Raw genomic sequence first — 17,658 nt, forward strand, 5'->3', positions numbered from 1 at the left:
TCCCCTTGTCTTTTTTCCGGGCGTACCGCAACGGGCCGGAGGCCTGACCGGCATGGGCGTTAGCGGTAACGCGGTTGTCCGCAACAATAGCGGTTTCCCTTTTCACCGCAACTGCCCTAAAGCATGGCGCAAAGAAGATGACAGGCGGATGACCTACCAACCGTTCCATATCGAAGGGGCCGACCGGCCCGCGCGATGGCTTGTGACCTGCGATCACGCGACCAACACCGTACCCGCCTTCGTGGGCGGGGGTACGCTGGGATTGCCCGAGGTGGACATGGCCCGCCACATCGCCTTTGATCCGGGTGCTGCGGGGGTGGCGCGGGCGCTGGCGCAGGCGCTGGACGGGCCTTGCATCACCTCGAATTTCTCGCGGCTTGTGATCGACCCGAACCGGGGCGAGGACGACCCGACGCTGGTGATGAAGCTTTATGACGGGACGATCATCCCGGCCAACCGGCACGCGGACGGCCCCGAGATCGAATTGCGGCTGAACCGCTGTTATCGACCCTATCACACTGCATTGGCCGAATTGGCGGCGCGGCGCAACGATACGATCATCGTGTCGATTCACAGCTACACACGGCAGCTGCGGGGGCGCCCGCCCCGGCCCTGGGATGTTGGCGTGCTTTATGCCGCGGACCGGCGGCTGACCGATCCGCTGATCACGCGGCTGCAGGCCGAGCCGGATCTTTGCGTGGGCGCGAACGAACCTTATGGCGGGCACTTGCCGGGAGACGCCATTGCCCGCCACGCCATTGCCCACCAGCGGCCCAATGCGCTGGTCGAGCTGCGCAACGACCTGATCGCGACGCCCGAGTCGCAGGCGGCGTGGGGCGCGCGGCTGGCCCCGATCCTGCGCGACGCCGCGGAAACCGCCGGCGTCTGAGCACTTGGCCCGGATTGCCGACGACGACAGGTGTCCGGACTTCCCGAAGATTCCGGTTGCGCGGTCGGCGCGCGCACGCCCTTATCGCGGACAAAAGGAGAGAGCATGCCGCATATCGTGATCGAACACTCGAATGGGCTGGAACAGAGCCACAATCTGCAGGCGCTTTGCGACGCGCTGTGGGAGGCGTTTGCCGCGCATCCTTCGGTCAGTGCGCCCGACACCGTGCGGGTGCGGACCATCGCCGCCACGGCCTCGCGCATCGGGGTGGAGCCGCAATCCTTTGCGCATGCCACGCTTTTGCTGATCCCGGGACGGGACGACGCCACGCGGGCGGAGCTGGCGCAGATGGTGATGGACGCGTTTCTGACGCATCTGGGGGATGTGGGCAGCCTGACCGTGCGGCTCACCGACTTGAACCCGCCCTATCTCAAGCGCATGTTGTAACCGACATCCGAGGAGGACAAGATGGACGACCAGACCCGCATCGAGCTTGAAGCCGCCGCCTTTCGCACGCTGCGCGAGCACCTGATGGAAAAGCGCACCGACGTGCAGAATATCGACATGATGAACCTGGCCGGATTCTGCCGGAACTGTTTGTCGCGCTGGTACCAGGAGGCCGCAAACGCGCGCGGCATCGAAATGTCGAAGGACGAGGCGCGCGAGATCTTCTACGGCATGACGATGGACGAGTGGAAGGCCAACTACCAGACCGACGCCAGCCCCGAGAAACAGGCCGATTTCAAGAAATCCTTCGCCGAGAATGTGGGCGAAAAGGGCTGAAACAGGGTCTGTTTTACGTCAGACCGCCGCTTTGAGGCTTTCTTCCAGATAGATCTCGCGCAGGCGGCGCGACACAGGCCCGGGCGTGCCGTCGGACACCGGGTGGCCGTCGATTTCCACGACTGGCTGCACGAAGGCGCTGGCGGAGGTGATGAAAGCCTCGTCGGCATCCTTGGCCTCATCGATGGTGAAAGAGCGTTCCTCGACCGTCATCTGCGCCTCTTTCGCGAAGCGCAGAACCGCGGCGCGGGTGATGCCGTGCAAGATGTCGTTGCTGAGCTTGCGGGTGATGATCTTGCCGTTCTTGACGATATAGGCGTTGTTCGACGTGCCTTCGGTTACGTAGCCGTCCTGCAGCATCCACGCGTCGTCGCAGCCGGCCTTCTTGGCCATCATCTTGCCCATGGATGGGTAAAGAAGCTGGACCGTCTTGATGTCGCGCCGGTCCCAGCGCAGGTCGTCGATGCTGATGACCTTTATGCCGGTCCGGGAGGCGGGCGTGTCGGCAAGGCCGGGCTTGGACTGGGTGAAGAGCACAACGGTCGGCGTGGTCTCGTCCGGGTCGGGAAACGCGAAATCGCGATCGCCGGGCGCGCCGCGCGTCACTTGCAAGTAGACCAACCCGTCGACGACCTCGTTGCGGCGCACAAGCTCGCGGTGGATTTCCAGCAGATCGTCGAAGATGTCGGGCTTGGGCATGTCGAGCTCGGTCAGAGACCGGTCGAGCCGGGCGCGGTGGCCGTCGAAATCTATCAGCTTGCCCTGCAGCACGCTCGTGACCTCGTAAACGCCATCCCCCATCAGGAAGGCGCGGTCGAAGATCGAGACCTTGGCCTCGTTCTCGGGCAGATACTCTCCGTTGACATAGACGATGCGGGTCATGGGCATCCTTTCGGGCGTTACCATCTGCAACCGGTTTAGCGGGCCGCCGCGACCGGGTTCAAGCGTTTTCACCGGGACCTATCGGCGCGGCGCCAAAAGCATTGCACGCGGCCCGGACCCGGGGGCATGCTTGGCAAGACAAGACCGGGAAGGGAAGGCCATGCCGATAGATTCAGAGCTGTCGCGCCATGTGCGCGAGGCGCTTTTGGCCGGACGGGCCGCGCCCGAGATTCGCGCCGACCTGACCGAGGCCGGATGGACCGCGCCGGAAATCGACGCGGCGCTGGGCGGTTGGATGCTGCGCGAGGGGGCCGCGCCGGTGCCGCGCCCGGTGCGGTCGTCGGCGGCGAGAGAGGCATTTTTCTACGGGCTTCTTTTCGTGGTGTTCGGCATGGTGGCGGGTAACACGCTGGCGCTTCTCTTCGGGCAGGCGAACCTGTGGATCCCCGAGCGGGGCGACGTGTTGCTGCGCGGCCAGATGTCCGGGCTGCGCTGGCCGATGGCGGCGGTGATCGTCTTCGTGCCGGTCTTCTGGGCGCTCGACCGGGCCGACCGGCGGGCCACACGGGCGGATGCGTCACGCCGGCACGGGCTGATGCGGCGCTGGTTGTCGGCCATCGCGATGCTATTGGCGGCGATCACGCTTTTGGGGGATGCGCTTTACCTTATCTATTCGTGGCTCGACGGTCAGATCACGCCGCGGTTCCTGGTGAAATCGGCGATTGTCGCGATCATGGCCGTGCTGGTGCTGGCCTATTTCCGCGAGGATCGGGACCTGCCGCTGCGCTGGCTGTCTTTTCCGGCGGGCTGGGCGCTGGCGGCGCTGGCGGTGGCGGCGCTGGGCCTGTCCTTCTGGACGGTCGGCGGCCCCGCGCAGGGACAGATGGAACAACGCGACCGCTGGCGGGTGGCGGACCTGACGCGGCTTGCTAACGATGTGACCCAGTGCTCGGCGATCGACCGGGAGGCGCTGCCGGAAGAGCTGGACCCGATGGCATGCGCGCATAATCCCGCGCGCCTGACGGGATATGCCGGTACGGTGCGCTACGAGCGGCTTGAACCTGATCGGTTTCGGCTTTGCACCGAGGTGGAGTATCCCGAAGGCATTACCGCCTGGAACCTGGACATCGACGGCACCACGGTCTGTACCGAGCGGCAGACGAATTAGCCCCAGAGCGCGGCCTCGGGCGGGTGCACGCCCGCCGCGTCGAAGGTAAGCGGCGTTGCCCGGTCTTCGGCCAGCAGGAGCGGGCCGTCGAGATCCGTGACCAACGCGCCCTGCGCCACCAGCGTGGCGGGCGCCATGGCGAGGCTTGAGCCGACCATGCACCCGACCATGATGTCGTAGCCTTCGGCGCGGGCGGCGTCGCGCAGGCGCAGCGCCTCGGTCAGGCCGCCGGTTTTGTCGAGCTTGATATTGACCACATCGTATTTGCCCTTGAGGCCCGGCAAGCTCTGGCGGTCATGGCAGCTTTCGTCCGCGCAGACGGGCACAGGCCGGTCCATGCCGATGAGCGCCTCGTCTTCCGCCGCCGGGAGGGGCTGTTCCACCAGCGTCACGCCCAAGCGGACGAGGTGCGGCGCGAGATCGGCATAGACATCGGCCGACCAGCCCTCGTTGGCGTCGATGATGATGCGCGCGTCGGGTGCTCCGGCGCGCACGGCCTCGAGCCGAGGCATATCGTCGGGCGTGCCGAGCTTGATCTTCAGAAGCGGACGGTGGGCGTGTTTGGCCGCCTGCGCCTGCATCTTTTCGGGCGTATCGAGCGATAGGGTGTAGGCGGTGATTTCCGGGCCCGGCTGTTTCAGCCCGGCCAGTTCCCACGCGCGCTTGCCCGCCTGCTTGGCCGCGAGATCCCACAGCGCGCAATCGACGGCGTTGCGCGCGGCCCCGGCGGGCAGAAGATCGTAAAGCGCGTCGCGGTCGAAGGTCTCGGGCAGGCCCTCGATCTCGGCGGTCACGCTGTCGAGGTTTTCATCGTAGCGGGCATAGGGCACGCATTCGCCCCAGCCGGTCACGCCGCCGTCGCTGATGCGGACGGTCAGCACCTGCGCCTCGGTGCGCGAGCCGCGAGAGATGGTGAAGACCTCGGCGAGGCGGAAGACATCGCGCGTGACGGTGACTTGCAAGATTTTCTTCCTTCTCGAAATTAGGCTCTATTCCGGCCCAAACCGGCTTACATCGCCGCCAGCGCGTCGGCCAGCTTGCCCGCGCCGAAGCGGTAGGGATCGGTGGCGGGCAGGCCCATCTCGGCCTCGACCCGGTCAAGATAGGCGCGCGCGTCGGCCTCGCTCATGTGCTGGGTGTTGACCGAGACGCCGACCGCCTGACAGGCGGGATTGGCGATGCGCGCCAGCGGCAGCGCGGTATCGAGCAGGGTCTGCAGCGAGGGTGGCTGATAGTCGGGCAGACCGCGCATATGGCTGCGGGTCGGCTCGTGACAGAGGATGAGCGCGTCGGGCTGACCGCCATGAATCAACGCCAGAGTGACGCCGGAAAAGGACACGTGGAACAGGCTGCCCTGCCCTTCGATCAGGTCCCAGTGATCGGGATCGTTGTCGGGCGTTAGCCATTCGATGGACCCCGCCATGAAATCGGCGATGACCGCGTCGAGCGGCACGCCGTCGCCGGTGATGAGGATGCCGGTCTGTCCGGTGGCGCGGAAGGTGGCGTTCATGCCGCGCTCCTGCATTTCGCGCTCCATCGCCATGGCGGTGTACATCTTGCCCACGGAACAGTCGGTGCCCACCGCAAGGCAGCGTTTGCCGGTCCGTTTCTTGCCGTCGGCGATAGGGTATTTGACAGCCGGCACGCGCACGTCGTGCAGGGTCCGGCCCGTGGCCTTGGCCACTTCGACAAGGTCGGGCTCATCTCGCAGGAGATTGTGCAGACCGGCGGCCAGATCGAAGCCCTCTTCCAGGGCCGTGACCAGCACCTTTTTCCAGTCCTTGGAAATGACGCCGCCGCGATTGGCCACGCCGATGACCAGCGTCTTGGCGCCTGCCGCCTTGGCCTCGGCCAGATCCATATCCGTCAGGCCCAGATCGGCGCCGCAGCCGGGCAGGCGGAACTGGCCCACCGCGTGTTCGGGCCGCCAGTCGCGAATGCCGATGGCGACCTTGGCCGCAAGCATGTCCGGCGCATCGCCGAGAAAAAGCAGGTATGGGGTCTCGATCATGGCGCGTCTCCTTGGTCTGTCCCGTGTCGGGCGCAGTGTGCGTCAGTTGGCCGGCAATGTGCACCTGAATCTCTAGTGTGGGGCGGCCCTTACGCAAGGCCCTTCGAATTTTACCCAAATTTTTCGCACTTTATGCCGGAATGCCGCGTCGCGGCATGGTTCGGCTTGCAGAGGGCTGCGCAATTTTATAGCTCAGGCGCAACGTAGATCCGCAACAATCGAAAAAGAGAGTGCCGCCCATGAGTTTCCGCCTGCAACCGCCCGCCCCCGCGCGCCCCAATCGCTGTCAGCTTTTCGGACCGGCGTCGAACACCAAGCTGTTCGAGAAGATGGCCGCGTCGGAGGCCGACGTGATCAATATCGACCTGGAAGATTCGGTGGCGCCGTCGGACAAGGACAGCGCGCGCAAGAACGCCATTCAGGCGATCAACGACATCGACTGGGGCAAGAAAACCCTCAGCGTGCGGATCAACGGGCTTGATTCGCCCTATTGGTACAAGGACGTGGTCGACCTGATGGAGCAGACCGAGGGGCGCCTGGACCTGATCATGATCCCCAAGGCGGGCTGCGGCGAGGATATCTATGCGGTCGACGCGTTGGTGAGTTCCATCGAAGCGGCCAAGGGCCGCGACAAGCGCGTGGGGTTCGAGTGCATCATCGAATCGGCGGCCGGTATCAGCCACGTTGAAGATATCGCCAAGGCGAGCCCCCGGATGCAGGCGATCAGCCTGGGTGCTGCGGATTTCGCGGCCTCCATGGGCATGGCGACGACCGGGATCGGCGGCACGCAGGAAGCGTATTACATGCTGCGCGAGGGTCAGCAGTACTGGCCCGATCCGTGGCACTGGGCGACCGCGAAGATCGTCGCGGCCTGCCGCACGCACGGCGTGCTGCCGGTCGATGGCCCATTCGGCGATTTCTCGGACTACGAGGGCTTTCGCGCGCAGGCACGGCGTGCCCTGACGCTGGGCATGGTGGGCAAGTGGGCGATCCACCCCAGGCAGATCGCGCTGGCCAACGAGATCTTCACCCCCTCGGTCGAGGCGGTGCAGGAAGCCCGTGAGATTCTGCAGGCGATGGAAGAGGCCAAGGCGCGCGGCGAGGGCGCCACGACCTATAAGGGCCGTCTGGTGGATATCGCGTCGATTAAGCAGGCCGAGGTGATTGTCAAATCTGCAGAGATGATCGAGAAGGTGTAAGGTTTTCAAAGACCTTTTCGGGAGTCGACCCCGGCAATTGCGCCCTCGCGGGGATCTGCGGGGGCGTTTGTCGTTCTGCCCGGCGTCTGCCCAGGTGGCGCGGCTATTTCGGCAGCATGAAGAATTCTTCGCGGACGATCTTGCCGTCTTCGAGCGTGTAGACCGCGATTTCGCGAAGCGTCATGTCTCGCCCGGTGTCTTTCTGGGTCACCTCCGCCTCGAACCGCACGGCGAAGCGGTTTGGCGGATGCACGTAAGGCCCGTCGGCCTCCAGCTTGTGAATGTCGTGGGTTGCGGCCCAGCTTTCGCGTTTCGTCTTGATCGTGTCGCGGCCCTTGGCGATCCGGATGTCGCGCCCTGGCGGATTGACCGCCTCGACCGACTGGGCATTCTCTGCGTAAATCCCGTCGACATGAGAGACGCCTTGACCGTTCCTCATCGCCTCGACGAATTCACGTCCGACCTTTACCAGTTCTTCCATCGGTCCTCTCCTTCGCTTTTGCCCAAGTCTGTCATGCTTTTCACGGTCCGGACTTGACCCGTATCAAAGAGCGCAGGATCGGGCGCGTGAGAGCCTTTGAGGCAGGTCATGGCGGGATGCGCCACGTCGGGATAAGGCGGACAAATGGCACATGTTTGGCTGACCCTGATCGCCGCCTACGCCCTGGACACCTTCGTCTTTGCCCGGGGCCTGTCATGGTCGTGGCGAAGGGCCGTGACCGCGTCCCTGCTGCTGAACACGGTGACGTTTGCGGTGCTGGCGGGGATCACCATCTTGCCGGTGGGCGAGGTATTCTTCTGGGGTCTGGTGGCGCCGCTTTTCGGCTTGCCCGTGCCGCTGGCCCTTTTGCTGGCGTCGTGCGGATTCGCGCTGCTCAACATGGCAATCAAGTGGCCGCTTTGCCTTTTGATCTTCGCGCCCGTCCGCCCGCGGGCCTGTTTCACACGGCTTGCCCTGTCCAGCCTTGCCTGCGGCGCGGTGCTTGTGTCCGCCACTTGGTATCTGGACCATCCAGAGGAGATTTCACAGGAAGAGATCGCCCGGCTGGAGGCGGCATTTGCGCCGGAAATCGCGTTCATGGCCGCGCGGATGGACGAGATGCGGCAGTTTGCGCAACCGCCGTGGCAAGACGCCGATTGGGCGCGGGGACGCGAGGAAGAGGCCCGTGCGCTGCGCTTTGCGTGGCTTGACCTTCGGCACACGCCGCATGAGCGGCTGACACCGGTGGCGCGCGCGGGCGAAATGCCGGTCTTCACCGCGCAATCAAAGGCCGACCGGCTGTGGGTCTTGCGGGCGGATGCCGGGGATCTTCACCACTATCGATACATCATGATCGAAAGCACCGGACGCGGCGCAGAGCGCAGCGTCGCGGCGGATTTCGTGATCTCGGACTAGGCGCGGCGGCGCGTCACGGTCGCTGCGCGGCCGGTGTGACCCGGGTCGGGGTGACGCGCGGGCCTTGCGGTACACGAACGCCTTGCGGCATGGCGATTTCGCCGGCGCTCTGGTCGTTCCACAGGCCGATCAGATTTCGCGCAGTCCGTGCCGGTACCGTGCCGACGGGCGCCTGATCGAGCAGCCGGCAAGCGAACGCCGCGTAACCGCCGGGCGCGGAGATGGCAGGATCGACACCCTGCGCGCCCGCAAGGGCGGGCACGGTCAGAGCCGAGATGAGAGCGGCGGTACGGGTCAGATTAGGCATGGGACGTCTCCTTGATCGGAGGACATTGGGTGTCCGTTCGAACCATGCAGGAAGGATAGGCGCGATGACGTAGCGGCGGAACGCCGCCTCGCCAACCTGTGACAAAAGGCGAGCGGGCGTGACCGGCAACAACCGGCGCGATCACCTAAAAATGAGCCGCGCGCGGCGCGCCCGTCTTCCATCTTGGGCGTCCATGTGGTTTCACTGCGCCCGTGCCCGGCGACACGACCGCGGCGCGACCGACCTCTGCCCGGCATGCCCCGCCTGCCAGCCCAAGGGAGCCGCCTAATGACCGATACGACCCGACGCGCCGCCGACATCCTGGCCCAACGTCTTTATGCCGCGGGGTGCCGCCACGCCTTCGGCATGCCCGGCGGCGAGGTTCTGACGCTGGTCGACGCGCTGGAGGAGGCCGGAATCACCTTTACGCTGGTGAAGCACGAGAACGCGGGCGGTTTCATCGCCGAGGGCATGCATCATTGCGACGGCGCGCCGGCCATTCTGGTGGCGACCGTCGGGCCAGGGGCGATGAATGCGGTCAATGTGGTGGCCAACGCGCATCAGGACCGGGTGCCGATGATCGTGCTGACCGGCTGCGTCGACGAGGATGAGGCGCTGACCTATACCCATCAGGTGCTGGATCACCAGGCGGTGTTCCAGCCGATCACCAAGGGAACGTTCTGCATGAGCGCGGCGGGGGCCGGGATCGTCGCCGACAAGGCCGTGTCCATCGCCACCGAACCGCGCTGTGGTCCGGTGCATATCGACGTGCCGATCAGCGTGGCCGATGCGCCGTTTCCCGAAGGCGCGCCCGAGCCGGTCCGCGCCAATGCCAGCGCGGTCGCGCCCAGCGGCGCGGATGCCGCGCGGGCCACGGCGGCGGTCGCCACGGCGGCGCGCCCTGTGGCCATTGTGGGTCTCGACGTGCTGCGCGACCGGTCCGAGCTGTTGCTGCGCGCCTTTGTGGAACAGTTCAGCATCCCGGTCATCACCACCTACAAGGCCAAGGGCGTAATCCCCGAGGATCATCCGATGTGCCTGGGTGCCGCCGGCCTGTCGCCGCTGGCGGACAAGCATCTTCTGCCGCTGGTGGCCAAGGCCGATGTGGTGCTGTGCATCGGCTATGACCCGATCGAGATGCGCACCGGCTGGCGCGACGCCATCGACCCCGAGCGCCAGACCGTGATCGACATCGCCGCCGTCCCGAACACCCATTACATGCATCAGGCGACGCTCAATATCGTGGCGCATACCGGCGAGACGCTGGAACGGCTTGCGCAGGGACAGCGCGGGCGCGTCACCTGGGATGGCGGCACGCCGGCGGAGGTCAAGCGTGCGCTGGCGGCGGCCTTTCCGACCGACGACGACTGGGGCCCTGCGGCGGTGATCGCCGAGACACGGGCGGTGATGCCCGAGGGCACGCTGGCCACCGCCGATAGCGGCGCGCACCGGATCCTGCTGTCGCAGATGTGGCGCTGTGACGAGCCGCGCAGCCTGATCCAGTCTTCGGGTCTGTGCACGATGGGCTGCGCCGTGCCGCTGGCGATGGGCCTGAAGATGGGAGAGCCGGACCGGCCCGTGGTTGGGTTTACCGGCGACGCGGGCTTTCTGATGGTGGCCGGGGAACTGGCCACCGCCGCCGAGCTGGGGCTGGCGCCGATCTTGGTCGTGTTCGTCGATGCGAGCCTCGGTCTTATCGACATGAAACAACGGCAGCGGGGGCTGGCCAAGCGGGGCGTCGATTTCGCGCGACACGACATGGCCGCCATCGGGCGCGCCTTTGGCGGGCACGGTCATAGCGTGAAGTCCCGCGAGGAATTGCGCGCGGCGCTGAAAAAGGCGTTGCGTGCCGACCGGTTCACGGTGATTGCCGCCGAGATTGCGGCCGGCGATTACGACGGCCGCATCTGAAAAACGCCGCCGGAACACGCGCGGCTTTTCGCGCACCGCCGCATAATCCGCGCTTTTGCTACAATTTTATGCAACCCAAGGTATTGCCGCACGGCAAAAATTCGCCAATCGCAGGGAATTTGGGCAGGTTTCTGCAGGAAGCCGCCCACAGAAGCACACGGGCATTCACCTGTGCGTGACGCACCACATATTCGGTAGGGCGCGACACACCTCTTTGCTAGGCAGTTGGGGATTTTGGTTTGCCGCTATTGGGGATTGCCTTCATGAAAACGGACATATTCGGCCAGACGACGAGCCTGACCACGGCGGAGGCCCTTGCGTCGTGGAACGACACGATGATGGGGTTCCTCGCGCATGCCGCCGATACGCCGACGCATCTTGGCCGGGTGATCGAGGCCGAACCGGGCTTTGCGCATGCCCACGCGGTCAAGGGCCTGTTCTACATCCTGCTGGGTCGGCGCGAATTGATGGAGGTGGCCACCGAGGCTTACCGCGCGGCACAAGACGCGCTGGCCCAAGGCAGTGCGACCGCGCGCGAGCGACGTTATGCCGAGGCGCTGCGCGTATGGCTGGAGGGCCACCCGGGCGAAGCCGTGGACGCGTTGGAAGCGGTTCTGCGTGCGCATCCGGAGGACGCGCTGGCCATGAAGCTGAGCCACGCGATCCGCTTCGTTCTGGGCGATGCGGCAGGCATGCGCGCCTCGGTCGAGCGGGTGCTTCCGGCCTATGCGCCCGACCATGCCGGGCGCGGCTATCTTCTTGGGTGTCACGCCTTTGCGCTTGAGGAGACCGGCGCCTACGAGAAGGCCGAGATCGCCGGGCGGCAGGCCCTGTGGATGGCGCCCAACGATGCTTGGGGCCTGCACGCGGTCGCGCATGTGCACGACATGACCGCCAATGCGAAAGCCGGTCTTGAGTGGCTGACGGGGCGCGAAGCGGCTTGGGCGCATTGCAACAACTTCCGCTACCATGTGTGGTGGCACAGGGCTCTGATGCACCTCGATCTGGGCCAGACCGACACGGTGCTGGAGCTCTACGACCGGGAGATCCGCGAGGAGAAGACCGACGATTACCGCGATATTTCGAACGCGACCTCGCTGCTGATGCGGCTTGAACTTGACGGGGTGGATGTGGGCCACCGCTGGGACGAACTGGCCGAGATCAGCGCGCGGCGCACCGGGGACGGATGCCTGATTTTCGCCGATCTGCACTACCTGCTGGCCGTCGGCGGCGAGCGCGACGCGGAGGCGACCGCCCGCCTGGTGCAGCGCATCGCGCGCGATGCGAAGTCCAACACCGAGATGGGCAGCCGGATGAGCGACCCGGGCGTGGCGGCGGCCAGGGGCCTGGAGGCCTTTGGCGAGGCGCGGTTCGATGTTGCATTTCAAAACTTGGCACAGGCGCGGCCCGCCATGCAACGCGCGGGCGGCAGCCACGCCCAGCGCGACGTCTTTGAGCGGATGACCATCGACGCGGGCATTCGCGCCGGCTTTCTGGACCGGGCCGAGGCCATTCTGGATGAGCGGCAGGCGCAGCGGGCCGGACGCGAAGACGGCTACACCGCCGCGCGCCGCGAACTGATCGCGGCGGGACGCGGGGGCAGGCGGGCGGCCTCGGTGCCGGCGCAATAACCCAAGGGACAGCAGGAAAGTGACTAACATGGCGACAATTTCGCCATCATCGGACTACAGACAGGAGCGCGCCGCACCGGCCCGGGCGGACGCCGTCGCCAGCACGCGCGATCCGCGGCTCGACTTCTTTCGCGGGATCGCGATGTTCATCATCCTGGTCGCGCATATCCCGGACAATCCGTGGACCGGATGGATCCCGGCGCGGTTCGGATTTTCGGACGCCACGGAAATATTCGTCTTCTGCTCGGGTATGGCCTCGGCCATCGCCTTTGGCGGCACCTTCGCGCGCAAAGGGTTCTGGATGGGCACCGCGCGCGTGGGCTATCGGACCTGGCAGGTTTACTGGGCGCATATCGGGTTGTTCTTCTTCGTCGCGATGAGCATGGCCGCGCTGGACGCATCGGGCGCGTTCGAGAAAAGCTATGTCGATTCGCTCAACCTGCGCTGGTTCTTCGAGGACCCGCAAAGCCAGATCGTCGGCGCCTTCACGCTGACCTATGTGCCCAACTATTTCGACATCCTGCCCATGTACCTTGTGGTGCTGGCGATGATGCCGCTGATCGTGGCCGCGTCGCGGGTGCATCTTTGGGCCGTGGCGGGCCTGAGCGTGGGCGTGTGGCTTGCCGCGCAGGCGCAGCTTTTGTGGCTGCCGGCAGAACCGTGGTCGGATCGTGAGTGGTTCTTCAACCCGTTCGGCTGGCAACTTTTGTTTTTCACCGGCTTCGCCTTCATGATCGGATGGCTGCCCGCACCGCCAGTGTCGCGGCGGCTGATCTGGCTGGCCGTGGCTTTCGTGGTGCTGACCGCGCCGATCGGGTCGTGGAAGGTATTTGTGTGGGTCGAGGCCGCGCTGCCGTCGCTGGGCGAGGCGATCCGCGGGATCTGGAAGGTATTCCACACGGTCGAGGACGAGATCGGGTTCAACATCCGCGGCAAGACCGATTTCGGGCTGCTGCGCTATCTGCATTTTCTGTCGCTCGCCTATCTGTGCTGGGTCGCGGTGGGCCGGGACGGCTGGCGGCTGCGCCAGGTGGCGGCGGGCGACGCGGGCCGCGCCACCCAAAGCATTCTGGCGATGATCACCAAGGTCGGTCAGCAGTCGCTGGTGATCTTCGTCTTCTCGATGGCGCTGGCGCGCCTTCTGGGTGTGTTTCTGGACGTGTCCGGGCGCAGTTTTGCGACGGTCACCCTGGTCAATCTTATCGGCTTTGCCCTGATCATCGGGGTGGCCTATGGCGCGGCCTGGGTGAAATCCCAGCCCTGGCGGAGCAAGCGGACATGACCCTGAGCCGGCGCGGGTTTCTGTGTGGCACCACAGCGCTGGTGGTGGCGCCGCCGGTTTGGGCGACGGGCGGTGACGTGCCGTTTTCGCACGACACAGTGGTGACGCTGGCCCGCGAGCTGTCGGGCCAGCCGCACAGCCCGCGCGCGGAGGTGCCCAAGGCGTGGCGCGACCTGAGTTATGAAGCCTACCGGCACTACTGGTTCCGCACGGCGGACGCGCTCTGGTCGGGGACGGACAGGCCCTATGAGGTGGATTTCTTCCTGCCGGGGCTTTATTTTCCGCGCCCGGTGACGATCCACGAGGTGACCGGTGGCACCGCGCGCGCCCTGCCCTTCGATCTGACGCTCTTTGATCGCACCGACGAGGCCGCGGATCTGCCGGTGGATGACACGCTGGGCTATTCGGGGTTCCGCCTGCGCACCGAACTGACGACGCCGGGGATCAAGAACGAGTTCTGCGTCTTTCAGGGGGCAAGCTATTTCCGGGCGCTGGGCATGGCGCAGGTGTACGGCCTGTCGGCGCGTGGCCTCGCGCTGCACACGGCGGACGAGCGAGGCGAGGAGTTTCCCGAGTTCACCCAATTCTGGATCGAAGCGCCCGCGCCCGGACAGCGCGTGATCGTGGTGCATGCGCTGCTCGAAAGCCCGAGCGTGACGGGCGCCTACCGGTTTGCCATCACGCCCGGGCCGGCCTGCGTGATGGAGGTGGAGGCGACGCTTTTCCCGCGCGAGGACCTGACCCATGTCGGGCTTGGGCCGCTCACGTCCATGTTTCTCTACGACGAGACCAACCGCACCCGCTTTGATGACTTCCGTCCGGCAGTGCATGACAGTGACGGGCTGATGATCTGGAACGGCGCGGGCGAGGTTCTTTGGCGTCCGCTGGCCAACCCCACGCGGCTTCAGGTGTCGAGCTTTCTCGACGACAGCCCACGCGGTTTCGGCCTGATGCAGCGGGCGCGTGAGTTGGAGGATTTCGCAGATCTGGAGGCGCTTTACCACGCGCGGCCGGGTCTGTGGGTCGAGCCCAAGGGCGACTGGGGCAAGGGCGCGGTGACGCTGGTTGAGATCCCCGCGGACAAGGAGATCTACGACAATATCGTGGCCTATTGGCGGCCGGCAGAGCCGATTCAGGCCGGAACAGAGACGAAAATCTCCTATCGGCTGACCTGGGGCGCCACGGCCCCGGTCGAGACGGGCCTGCCCAGCGTGGTGAATACCCGGATGGGCGCGCGCGAAACAGGCGGGCGTATCGTCACCGTGGATTTCGAGGCGCATGATCTTCTGGACGAAGGGCCCGAGGGTATTGAGGCCGTCATACACTCGCCGCATGTGACCCCGTCCCCCGGGGTGATCCAGCGCAATCCCGCGACCGGCGGGCTGCGCGTTGCCTTCAATTTCGATCCCGGCGAGCGGGAGCTGGTCGAGCTGCGCGCACAGCTTTTCAAGGATGGCCAGCCCGCGTCGGAAGTCTGGCTTTACCGGTGGACGGCATGAGCGCGCCGGACCTTCGCCTGATGCCGCCCGAGGCCCCGCTGGCGATGCCGCCGCAAGATCTGCGCCGGCTTTATGCCGATCCGACCGCGCCGGGGGCCGCGAACGATCGCTCTGTCCATTTCTGGCGCGCGGGCGTCTTCGGCACGGCGGGATTGGCCACGGCGGGCTTTGCCGCGATCCTCTGGGGCTGGTTCGGCGACGGCGGGCTGAGCGGTATCGAGGCGACGCTGCTGGCGCTGATGGTGTTCAACTTCTTCTGGCTTTGCCTGACGGTGAGCACAGTGGCGCTTGGCCTTGGGTCGATGACGGTCGCGCAGCGACCGCAGGGGCCCACCCGACCGATGCGCGTGGCCCTGTTGATGCCGGTTTACAATGAAGTGCCGTGGTACGTTCTGGGCAACGCGCGATCCATGCTTGAAGAATTGCGGGCCCGCGGCGGCGTGCACGAGTACGCCATGTTCATCCTGAGCGACACGCGCGACGACGCCATCGCAAGAGATGAACAGGACAGCGTGCGCGCGCTGCAGGCCACGCTGTCGCCCGGTCTGACGCTTTATTATCGCCGGAGGTCCGAGAACACCGACCGAAAGGTGGGCAATATCGCCGACTGGGTGCAGCGCTGGGGCGGGGCCTATGAGGCCATGCTGGTGCTGGATGCCGACAGCCTGATGACGGGCCGCGCCATCGCCCGGCTGACCGACGCGCTGGCGCGGGATCCGGCGGCGGGGCTGATCCAGACCTGTCCGCAGCTGATCGGGGCGCAGACGGTGTTTTCCCGGATGCAGCAATTCGCCAACGGCGTCTACGGCATTGCGCTGGCCGAGGGGCTGGCGCGCTGGACCGGGCAAGAGGGCAATTACTGGGGCCATAACGCGATCATCCGCACGCGCGCCTTTGCCGCCTCTGCCGGGCTGCCGCATCTGCGGTCGCTCACCGGGCGCGACCAACTTATCATGAGCCACGATTTCGTCGAGGCGGGTCTGTTGCGCCGCGCCGGCTGGGCGGTGCGGGTGCTGCCTCGGTTGCGCGGGTCCTACGAGGAAACGCCGCCCACGCTGATCGACCATGTTCTGCGCGACCGGCGGTGGTGCCAAGGCAATCTGCAGCATCTACGCCTTCTGGGCACGCCCGGATTGCGGCCTGCGTCGCGCTTTCACCTGTTCCACGGCGCGATGAGCTATCTTCTGTCGCCGATCTGGTTTGCGCTTCTGGTGATGTGGGCGTTGATCGGCGATGGGCGGGACGCGTCCGTGCTGACCTATTTCTCGCCCGACAATCCGCTGGTGCCTGCATGGCCCGAGATGACCGAAGGGCGCCACGTGCTGATCATCGCGCTGATGTATGCGCTGTTGCTGGCGCCGAAGATCATGAGCATTGCCGCCATTCCGCTGACACGGTCGCGCTTTGCCGATTACGGCGGGCCGGGGCGATTCACGCTGTCGGTCCTGTCGGAAGTGGTGCTGTCGGTGGCCTATGCCCCGATCCTGATGGTGCAACAGATGATCGCGGTCTTCCGCACCCTTCTTGGCCTGCAGCGGGGCTGGACCCCGCAGGCCCGCGGGGGCGGGCGCTATGGGCTGGGGACGCTGATGATATGTCACGCCGTCGAGACGGCGAGCGGTGTGGCGCTGATCGTCGGCATGGCAGCTGGCGTCGTGTCGCTCTGGCTGATGCCCATCGCGGCGAGCCTTGCCTTGGCCGTACCGCTTTCGGCGCTGAGCGGCGTGGGTCTGCGCGGCGTCGTGGCGGGCTGGATGGGCACGCGCGAGCTTTGGCGCGAGCCGCTGGTCACGCAGGCGGCGCGGCATTACCGGGCCGAGCTGAGATCGGTGTTGGAGCGGACCGGTAAGATCACCACGCCGGCAGAATAGAGCCTAATTCAGCGCCTCGAACCAATCCGCGACCATGTCGGCCCAGCCGTCGGGCACAGTATGGCCGCCCGGGAAAAGCGCCAGTTCCAGCGCGCTTTCCGCCGCGCATCCCTGCCAGGCGCGGCGCAGGAAGGGGCCGGTTTCGCCAAAGCCGGTTGGCTTTTGGTCCGGGCAGGTGTTGGCCGCGCGCCAGACTTCTAGCCCGGCGAAGATATCGCCCTGATGAAACGAACCAAGGCGGCGTCCTTCGAGCGGCACGGTCTCGTCACGCCAGCCATGCGTATGAAAGAGCCGCACCGGCCCGGTGCATGTTTCGGGATGCGGGCGCCAGAACCCGCCGGCGACAGGCGCGTAGGCGGCGAAGCTTTGCGGCGTGGCGCAGGCAAGATAATTGACCATGAAGCCCCCGGCGGAAAACCCCGCGAGAAGCACCCGCGCGGGATCGATGCCAAAGCGCGTGGCGGCGTCCGAAAGCAGATCTTCGAAGAACCGGGCTTCATCCCGACCGGTCATGCCGGGATAGAAGTTCCAGCTTCGCGGTCCGTCCCCGTCCGGGTCGCGCGGCAGGGCGTCGGGGGCGAGTACGGCATAGCCGCGTGCCGTGAGAGGCGACACCATGCGTGCCAGCGAGATGGCGTTGCGGCCGCTGCTGCCGTGGCCATGCAGGAACAGCACGACCGGCGCGCCACCCGGCGTGGCGGGCAAGGCGGCGTGGTAGCTGCCCCCGGGCAATTCGCAGGCACGGTCGGGCGTGCCGCAGGCGGCATGCACCGGACCGGACGTGATCAGAAGACAGATCGCAAGGCGCGCGGCGCGGGCAAAACGCATC

17 protein-coding genes are annotated in these 17,658 nt (G+C 66.0%); 11 read left to right on the forward strand and 6 right to left on the reverse strand.

Going from position 1 to position 17,658, the window contains the following annotated elements; translation table 11 throughout:
- Positions 1–148 precede the first annotated feature (148 nt).
- The 3 genes from EZV60_RS04535 (at position 149) to EZV60_RS04545 (ending at position 1,672) form a co-directional block, all read left to right on the forward strand.
- On the forward strand, positions 149–889 hold the full coding sequence (locus tag EZV60_RS04535; protein ID WP_135502590.1) for an N-formylglutamate amidohydrolase: 741 nt from the start codon (positions 149–151) through the stop codon (positions 887–889).
- 105 nt (positions 890–994) lie between these two features.
- Positions 995–1,336, forward strand: a complete 342-nt coding sequence (locus EZV60_RS04540; protein ID WP_135502592.1) for a tautomerase family protein — start codon at positions 995–997, stop codon at positions 1,334–1,336.
- Between the two features lie 21 nt (positions 1,337–1,357).
- Positions 1,358–1,672 carry a DUF1244 domain-containing protein gene (locus tag EZV60_RS04545; protein ID WP_135502594.1) on the forward strand — a complete coding sequence of 105 codons (315 nt, stop codon included), beginning with the start codon at positions 1,358–1,360 and terminating at the stop codon, positions 1,670–1,672.
- An 18-nt stretch (positions 1,673–1,690) separates the two neighbouring features.
- Here EZV60_RS04545 and EZV60_RS04550 read toward each other — a convergent pair whose 3' ends face one another.
- A complete protein-coding gene (locus tag EZV60_RS04550) occupies positions 1,691–2,554 on the reverse strand; it encodes a D-amino-acid transaminase (protein ID WP_135502596.1) in 864 nt (287 codons plus the stop codon).
- A gap of 160 nt (positions 2,555–2,714) precedes the next feature.
- On the opposite strand from EZV60_RS04550, the gene EZV60_RS04555 reads away from it, so the two are divergent.
- Positions 2,715–3,722 (forward strand): DUF5671 domain-containing protein, encoded by a 1,008-nt coding sequence (locus EZV60_RS04555; RefSeq protein WP_135502598.1) that lies wholly within the window; start codon positions 2,715–2,717, stop codon positions 3,720–3,722.
- On the opposite strand, the gene dgcA is transcribed toward EZV60_RS04555, so the two are convergent.
- Entirely contained in the window at positions 3,719–4,684 is a 966-nt protein-coding gene (gene dgcA / locus EZV60_RS04560; RefSeq protein WP_135502600.1) for an N-acetyl-D-Glu racemase DgcA, read from the reverse strand. The two genes, EZV60_RS04555 and dgcA, sit on opposite strands and share 4 nt — an antisense overlap.
- 47 nt (positions 4,685–4,731) lie before the next feature.
- Positions 4,732–5,733, reverse strand: a complete 1,002-nt coding sequence (gene dgcN / locus EZV60_RS04565; RefSeq protein ID WP_135502602.1) for an N-acetyltransferase DgcN — start codon at positions 5,731–5,733, stop codon at positions 4,732–4,734.
- Positions 5,734–5,972: 239 nt separating this feature from the next.
- Between dgcN and EZV60_RS04570 the strand changes: the two genes are divergently transcribed.
- Positions 5,973–6,932 (forward strand): HpcH/HpaI aldolase/citrate lyase family protein, encoded by a 960-nt coding sequence (locus EZV60_RS04570; RefSeq protein ID WP_135502604.1) that lies wholly within the window; start codon positions 5,973–5,975, stop codon positions 6,930–6,932.
- A gap of 103 nt (positions 6,933–7,035) precedes the next feature.
- Here EZV60_RS04570 and EZV60_RS04575 read toward each other — a convergent pair whose 3' ends face one another.
- Complete coding sequence (locus EZV60_RS04575; RefSeq protein ID WP_135502605.1) at positions 7,036–7,413, reverse strand: nuclear transport factor 2 family protein; 378 nt, start codon at positions 7,411–7,413, stop codon at positions 7,036–7,038.
- A gap of 144 nt (positions 7,414–7,557) precedes the next feature.
- On the opposite strand from EZV60_RS04575, the gene EZV60_RS04580 reads away from it, so the two are divergent.
- Complete coding sequence (locus EZV60_RS04580) at positions 7,558–8,328, forward strand: hypothetical protein (RefSeq protein ID WP_135502607.1); 771 nt, start codon at positions 7,558–7,560, stop codon at positions 8,326–8,328.
- A 13-nt stretch (positions 8,329–8,341) separates the two neighbouring features.
- On the opposite strand, the gene EZV60_RS04585 is transcribed toward EZV60_RS04580, so the two are convergent.
- The gene (locus EZV60_RS04585) at positions 8,342–8,635 is read right to left on the reverse strand and encodes a hypothetical protein (RefSeq protein WP_135502609.1); all 294 of its coding nucleotides are present in this window, start codon (positions 8,633–8,635) and stop codon (positions 8,342–8,344) included.
- Between the two features lie 288 nt (positions 8,636–8,923).
- Between EZV60_RS04585 and EZV60_RS04590 the strand changes: the two genes are divergently transcribed.
- The 5 genes from EZV60_RS04590 to mdoH all read left to right on the forward strand — a co-directional run bounded on the left by EZV60_RS04590 (position 8,924) and on the right by mdoH (position 16,829).
- Positions 8,924–10,546, forward strand: a complete 1,623-nt coding sequence (locus tag EZV60_RS04590; protein WP_135502611.1) for a thiamine pyrophosphate-binding protein — start codon at positions 8,924–8,926, stop codon at positions 10,544–10,546.
- Between the two features lie 263 nt (positions 10,547–10,809).
- Entirely contained in the window at positions 10,810–12,177 is a 1,368-nt protein-coding gene (locus tag EZV60_RS04595) for a tetratricopeptide repeat protein (protein ID WP_135502613.1), read from the forward strand.
- Between the two features lie 28 nt (positions 12,178–12,205).
- Positions 12,206–13,459: an OpgC family protein gene (locus tag EZV60_RS04600; protein WP_135502615.1), complete on the forward strand. Its 1,254-nt coding sequence runs from the start codon at positions 12,206–12,208 to the stop codon at positions 13,457–13,459.
- Positions 13,456–14,958: an OpgD/OpgG family glucan biosynthesis protein gene (locus tag EZV60_RS04605; protein ID WP_135502617.1), complete on the forward strand. Its 1,503-nt coding sequence runs from the start codon at positions 13,456–13,458 to the stop codon at positions 14,956–14,958. The genes EZV60_RS04600 and EZV60_RS04605 overlap by 4 nt, the downstream gene beginning before the upstream one ends.
- Positions 14,955–16,829 carry a glucans biosynthesis glucosyltransferase MdoH gene (gene mdoH / locus EZV60_RS04610; protein ID WP_135502619.1) on the forward strand — a complete coding sequence of 625 codons (1,875 nt, stop codon included), beginning with the start codon at positions 14,955–14,957 and terminating at the stop codon, positions 16,827–16,829. The genes EZV60_RS04605 and mdoH overlap by 4 nt, the downstream gene beginning before the upstream one ends.
- Before the next feature lie 3 nt (positions 16,830–16,832).
- Here mdoH and EZV60_RS04615 read toward each other — a convergent pair whose 3' ends face one another.
- Positions 16,833–17,657, reverse strand: a complete 825-nt coding sequence (locus EZV60_RS04615; RefSeq protein ID WP_135502620.1) for a CE1 family esterase — start codon at positions 17,655–17,657, stop codon at positions 16,833–16,835.
- Between the last annotated feature and the right edge of the window lies 1 nt (position 17,658).

The organism is Roseovarius aestuariivivens, assembly GCF_004761875.1.
GTDB lineage: Bacteria > Pseudomonadota > Alphaproteobacteria > Rhodobacterales > Rhodobacteraceae > Roseovarius > Roseovarius aestuariivivens.

Excerpts from the sequence above, each read along its gene's own strand:
- EZV60_RS04535 (WP_135502590.1), top strand. The coding sequence starts at position 149 with ATGACCTACCAACCGTTCCATATCGAAGGGGCCGACCGGCCCGCGCGA.
- EZV60_RS04540 (WP_135502592.1), top strand. The coding sequence starts at position 995 with ATGCCGCATATCGTGATCGAACACTCGAATGGGCTGGAACAGAGCCAC.
- EZV60_RS04545 (WP_135502594.1), top strand. The coding sequence starts at position 1,358 with ATGGACGACCAGACCCGCATCGAGCTTGAAGCCGCCGCCTTTCGCACG.
- EZV60_RS04550 (WP_135502596.1), bottom strand. The coding sequence starts at position 2,554 with ATGACCCGCATCGTCTATGTCAACGGAGAGTATCTGCCCGAGAACGAG.
- EZV60_RS04555 (WP_135502598.1), top strand. The coding sequence starts at position 2,715 with ATGCCGATAGATTCAGAGCTGTCGCGCCATGTGCGCGAGGCGCTTTTG.
- dgcN (WP_135502602.1), bottom strand. The coding sequence starts at position 5,733 with ATGATCGAGACCCCATACCTGCTTTTTCTCGGCGATGCGCCGGACATG.
- EZV60_RS04570 (WP_135502604.1), top strand. The coding sequence starts at position 5,973 with ATGAGTTTCCGCCTGCAACCGCCCGCCCCCGCGCGCCCCAATCGCTGT.
- EZV60_RS04575 (WP_135502605.1), bottom strand. The coding sequence starts at position 7,413 with ATGGAAGAACTGGTAAAGGTCGGACGTGAATTCGTCGAGGCGATGAGG.
- EZV60_RS04580 (WP_135502607.1), top strand. The coding sequence starts at position 7,558 with ATGGCACATGTTTGGCTGACCCTGATCGCCGCCTACGCCCTGGACACC.
- EZV60_RS04585 (WP_135502609.1), bottom strand. The coding sequence starts at position 8,635 with ATGCCTAATCTGACCCGTACCGCCGCTCTCATCTCGGCTCTGACCGTG.
- EZV60_RS04590 (WP_135502611.1), top strand. The coding sequence starts at position 8,924 with ATGACCGATACGACCCGACGCGCCGCCGACATCCTGGCCCAACGTCTT.
- EZV60_RS04595 (WP_135502613.1), top strand. The coding sequence starts at position 10,810 with ATGAAAACGGACATATTCGGCCAGACGACGAGCCTGACCACGGCGGAG.
- EZV60_RS04600 (WP_135502615.1), top strand. The coding sequence starts at position 12,206 with ATGGCGACAATTTCGCCATCATCGGACTACAGACAGGAGCGCGCCGCA.
- EZV60_RS04605 (WP_135502617.1), top strand. The coding sequence starts at position 13,456 with ATGACCCTGAGCCGGCGCGGGTTTCTGTGTGGCACCACAGCGCTGGTG.
- mdoH (WP_135502619.1), top strand. The coding sequence starts at position 14,955 with ATGAGCGCGCCGGACCTTCGCCTGATGCCGCCCGAGGCCCCGCTGGCG.
- EZV60_RS04615 (WP_135502620.1), bottom strand. The coding sequence starts at position 17,657 with ATGCGTTTTGCCCGCGCCGCGCGCCTTGCGATCTGTCTTCTGATCACG.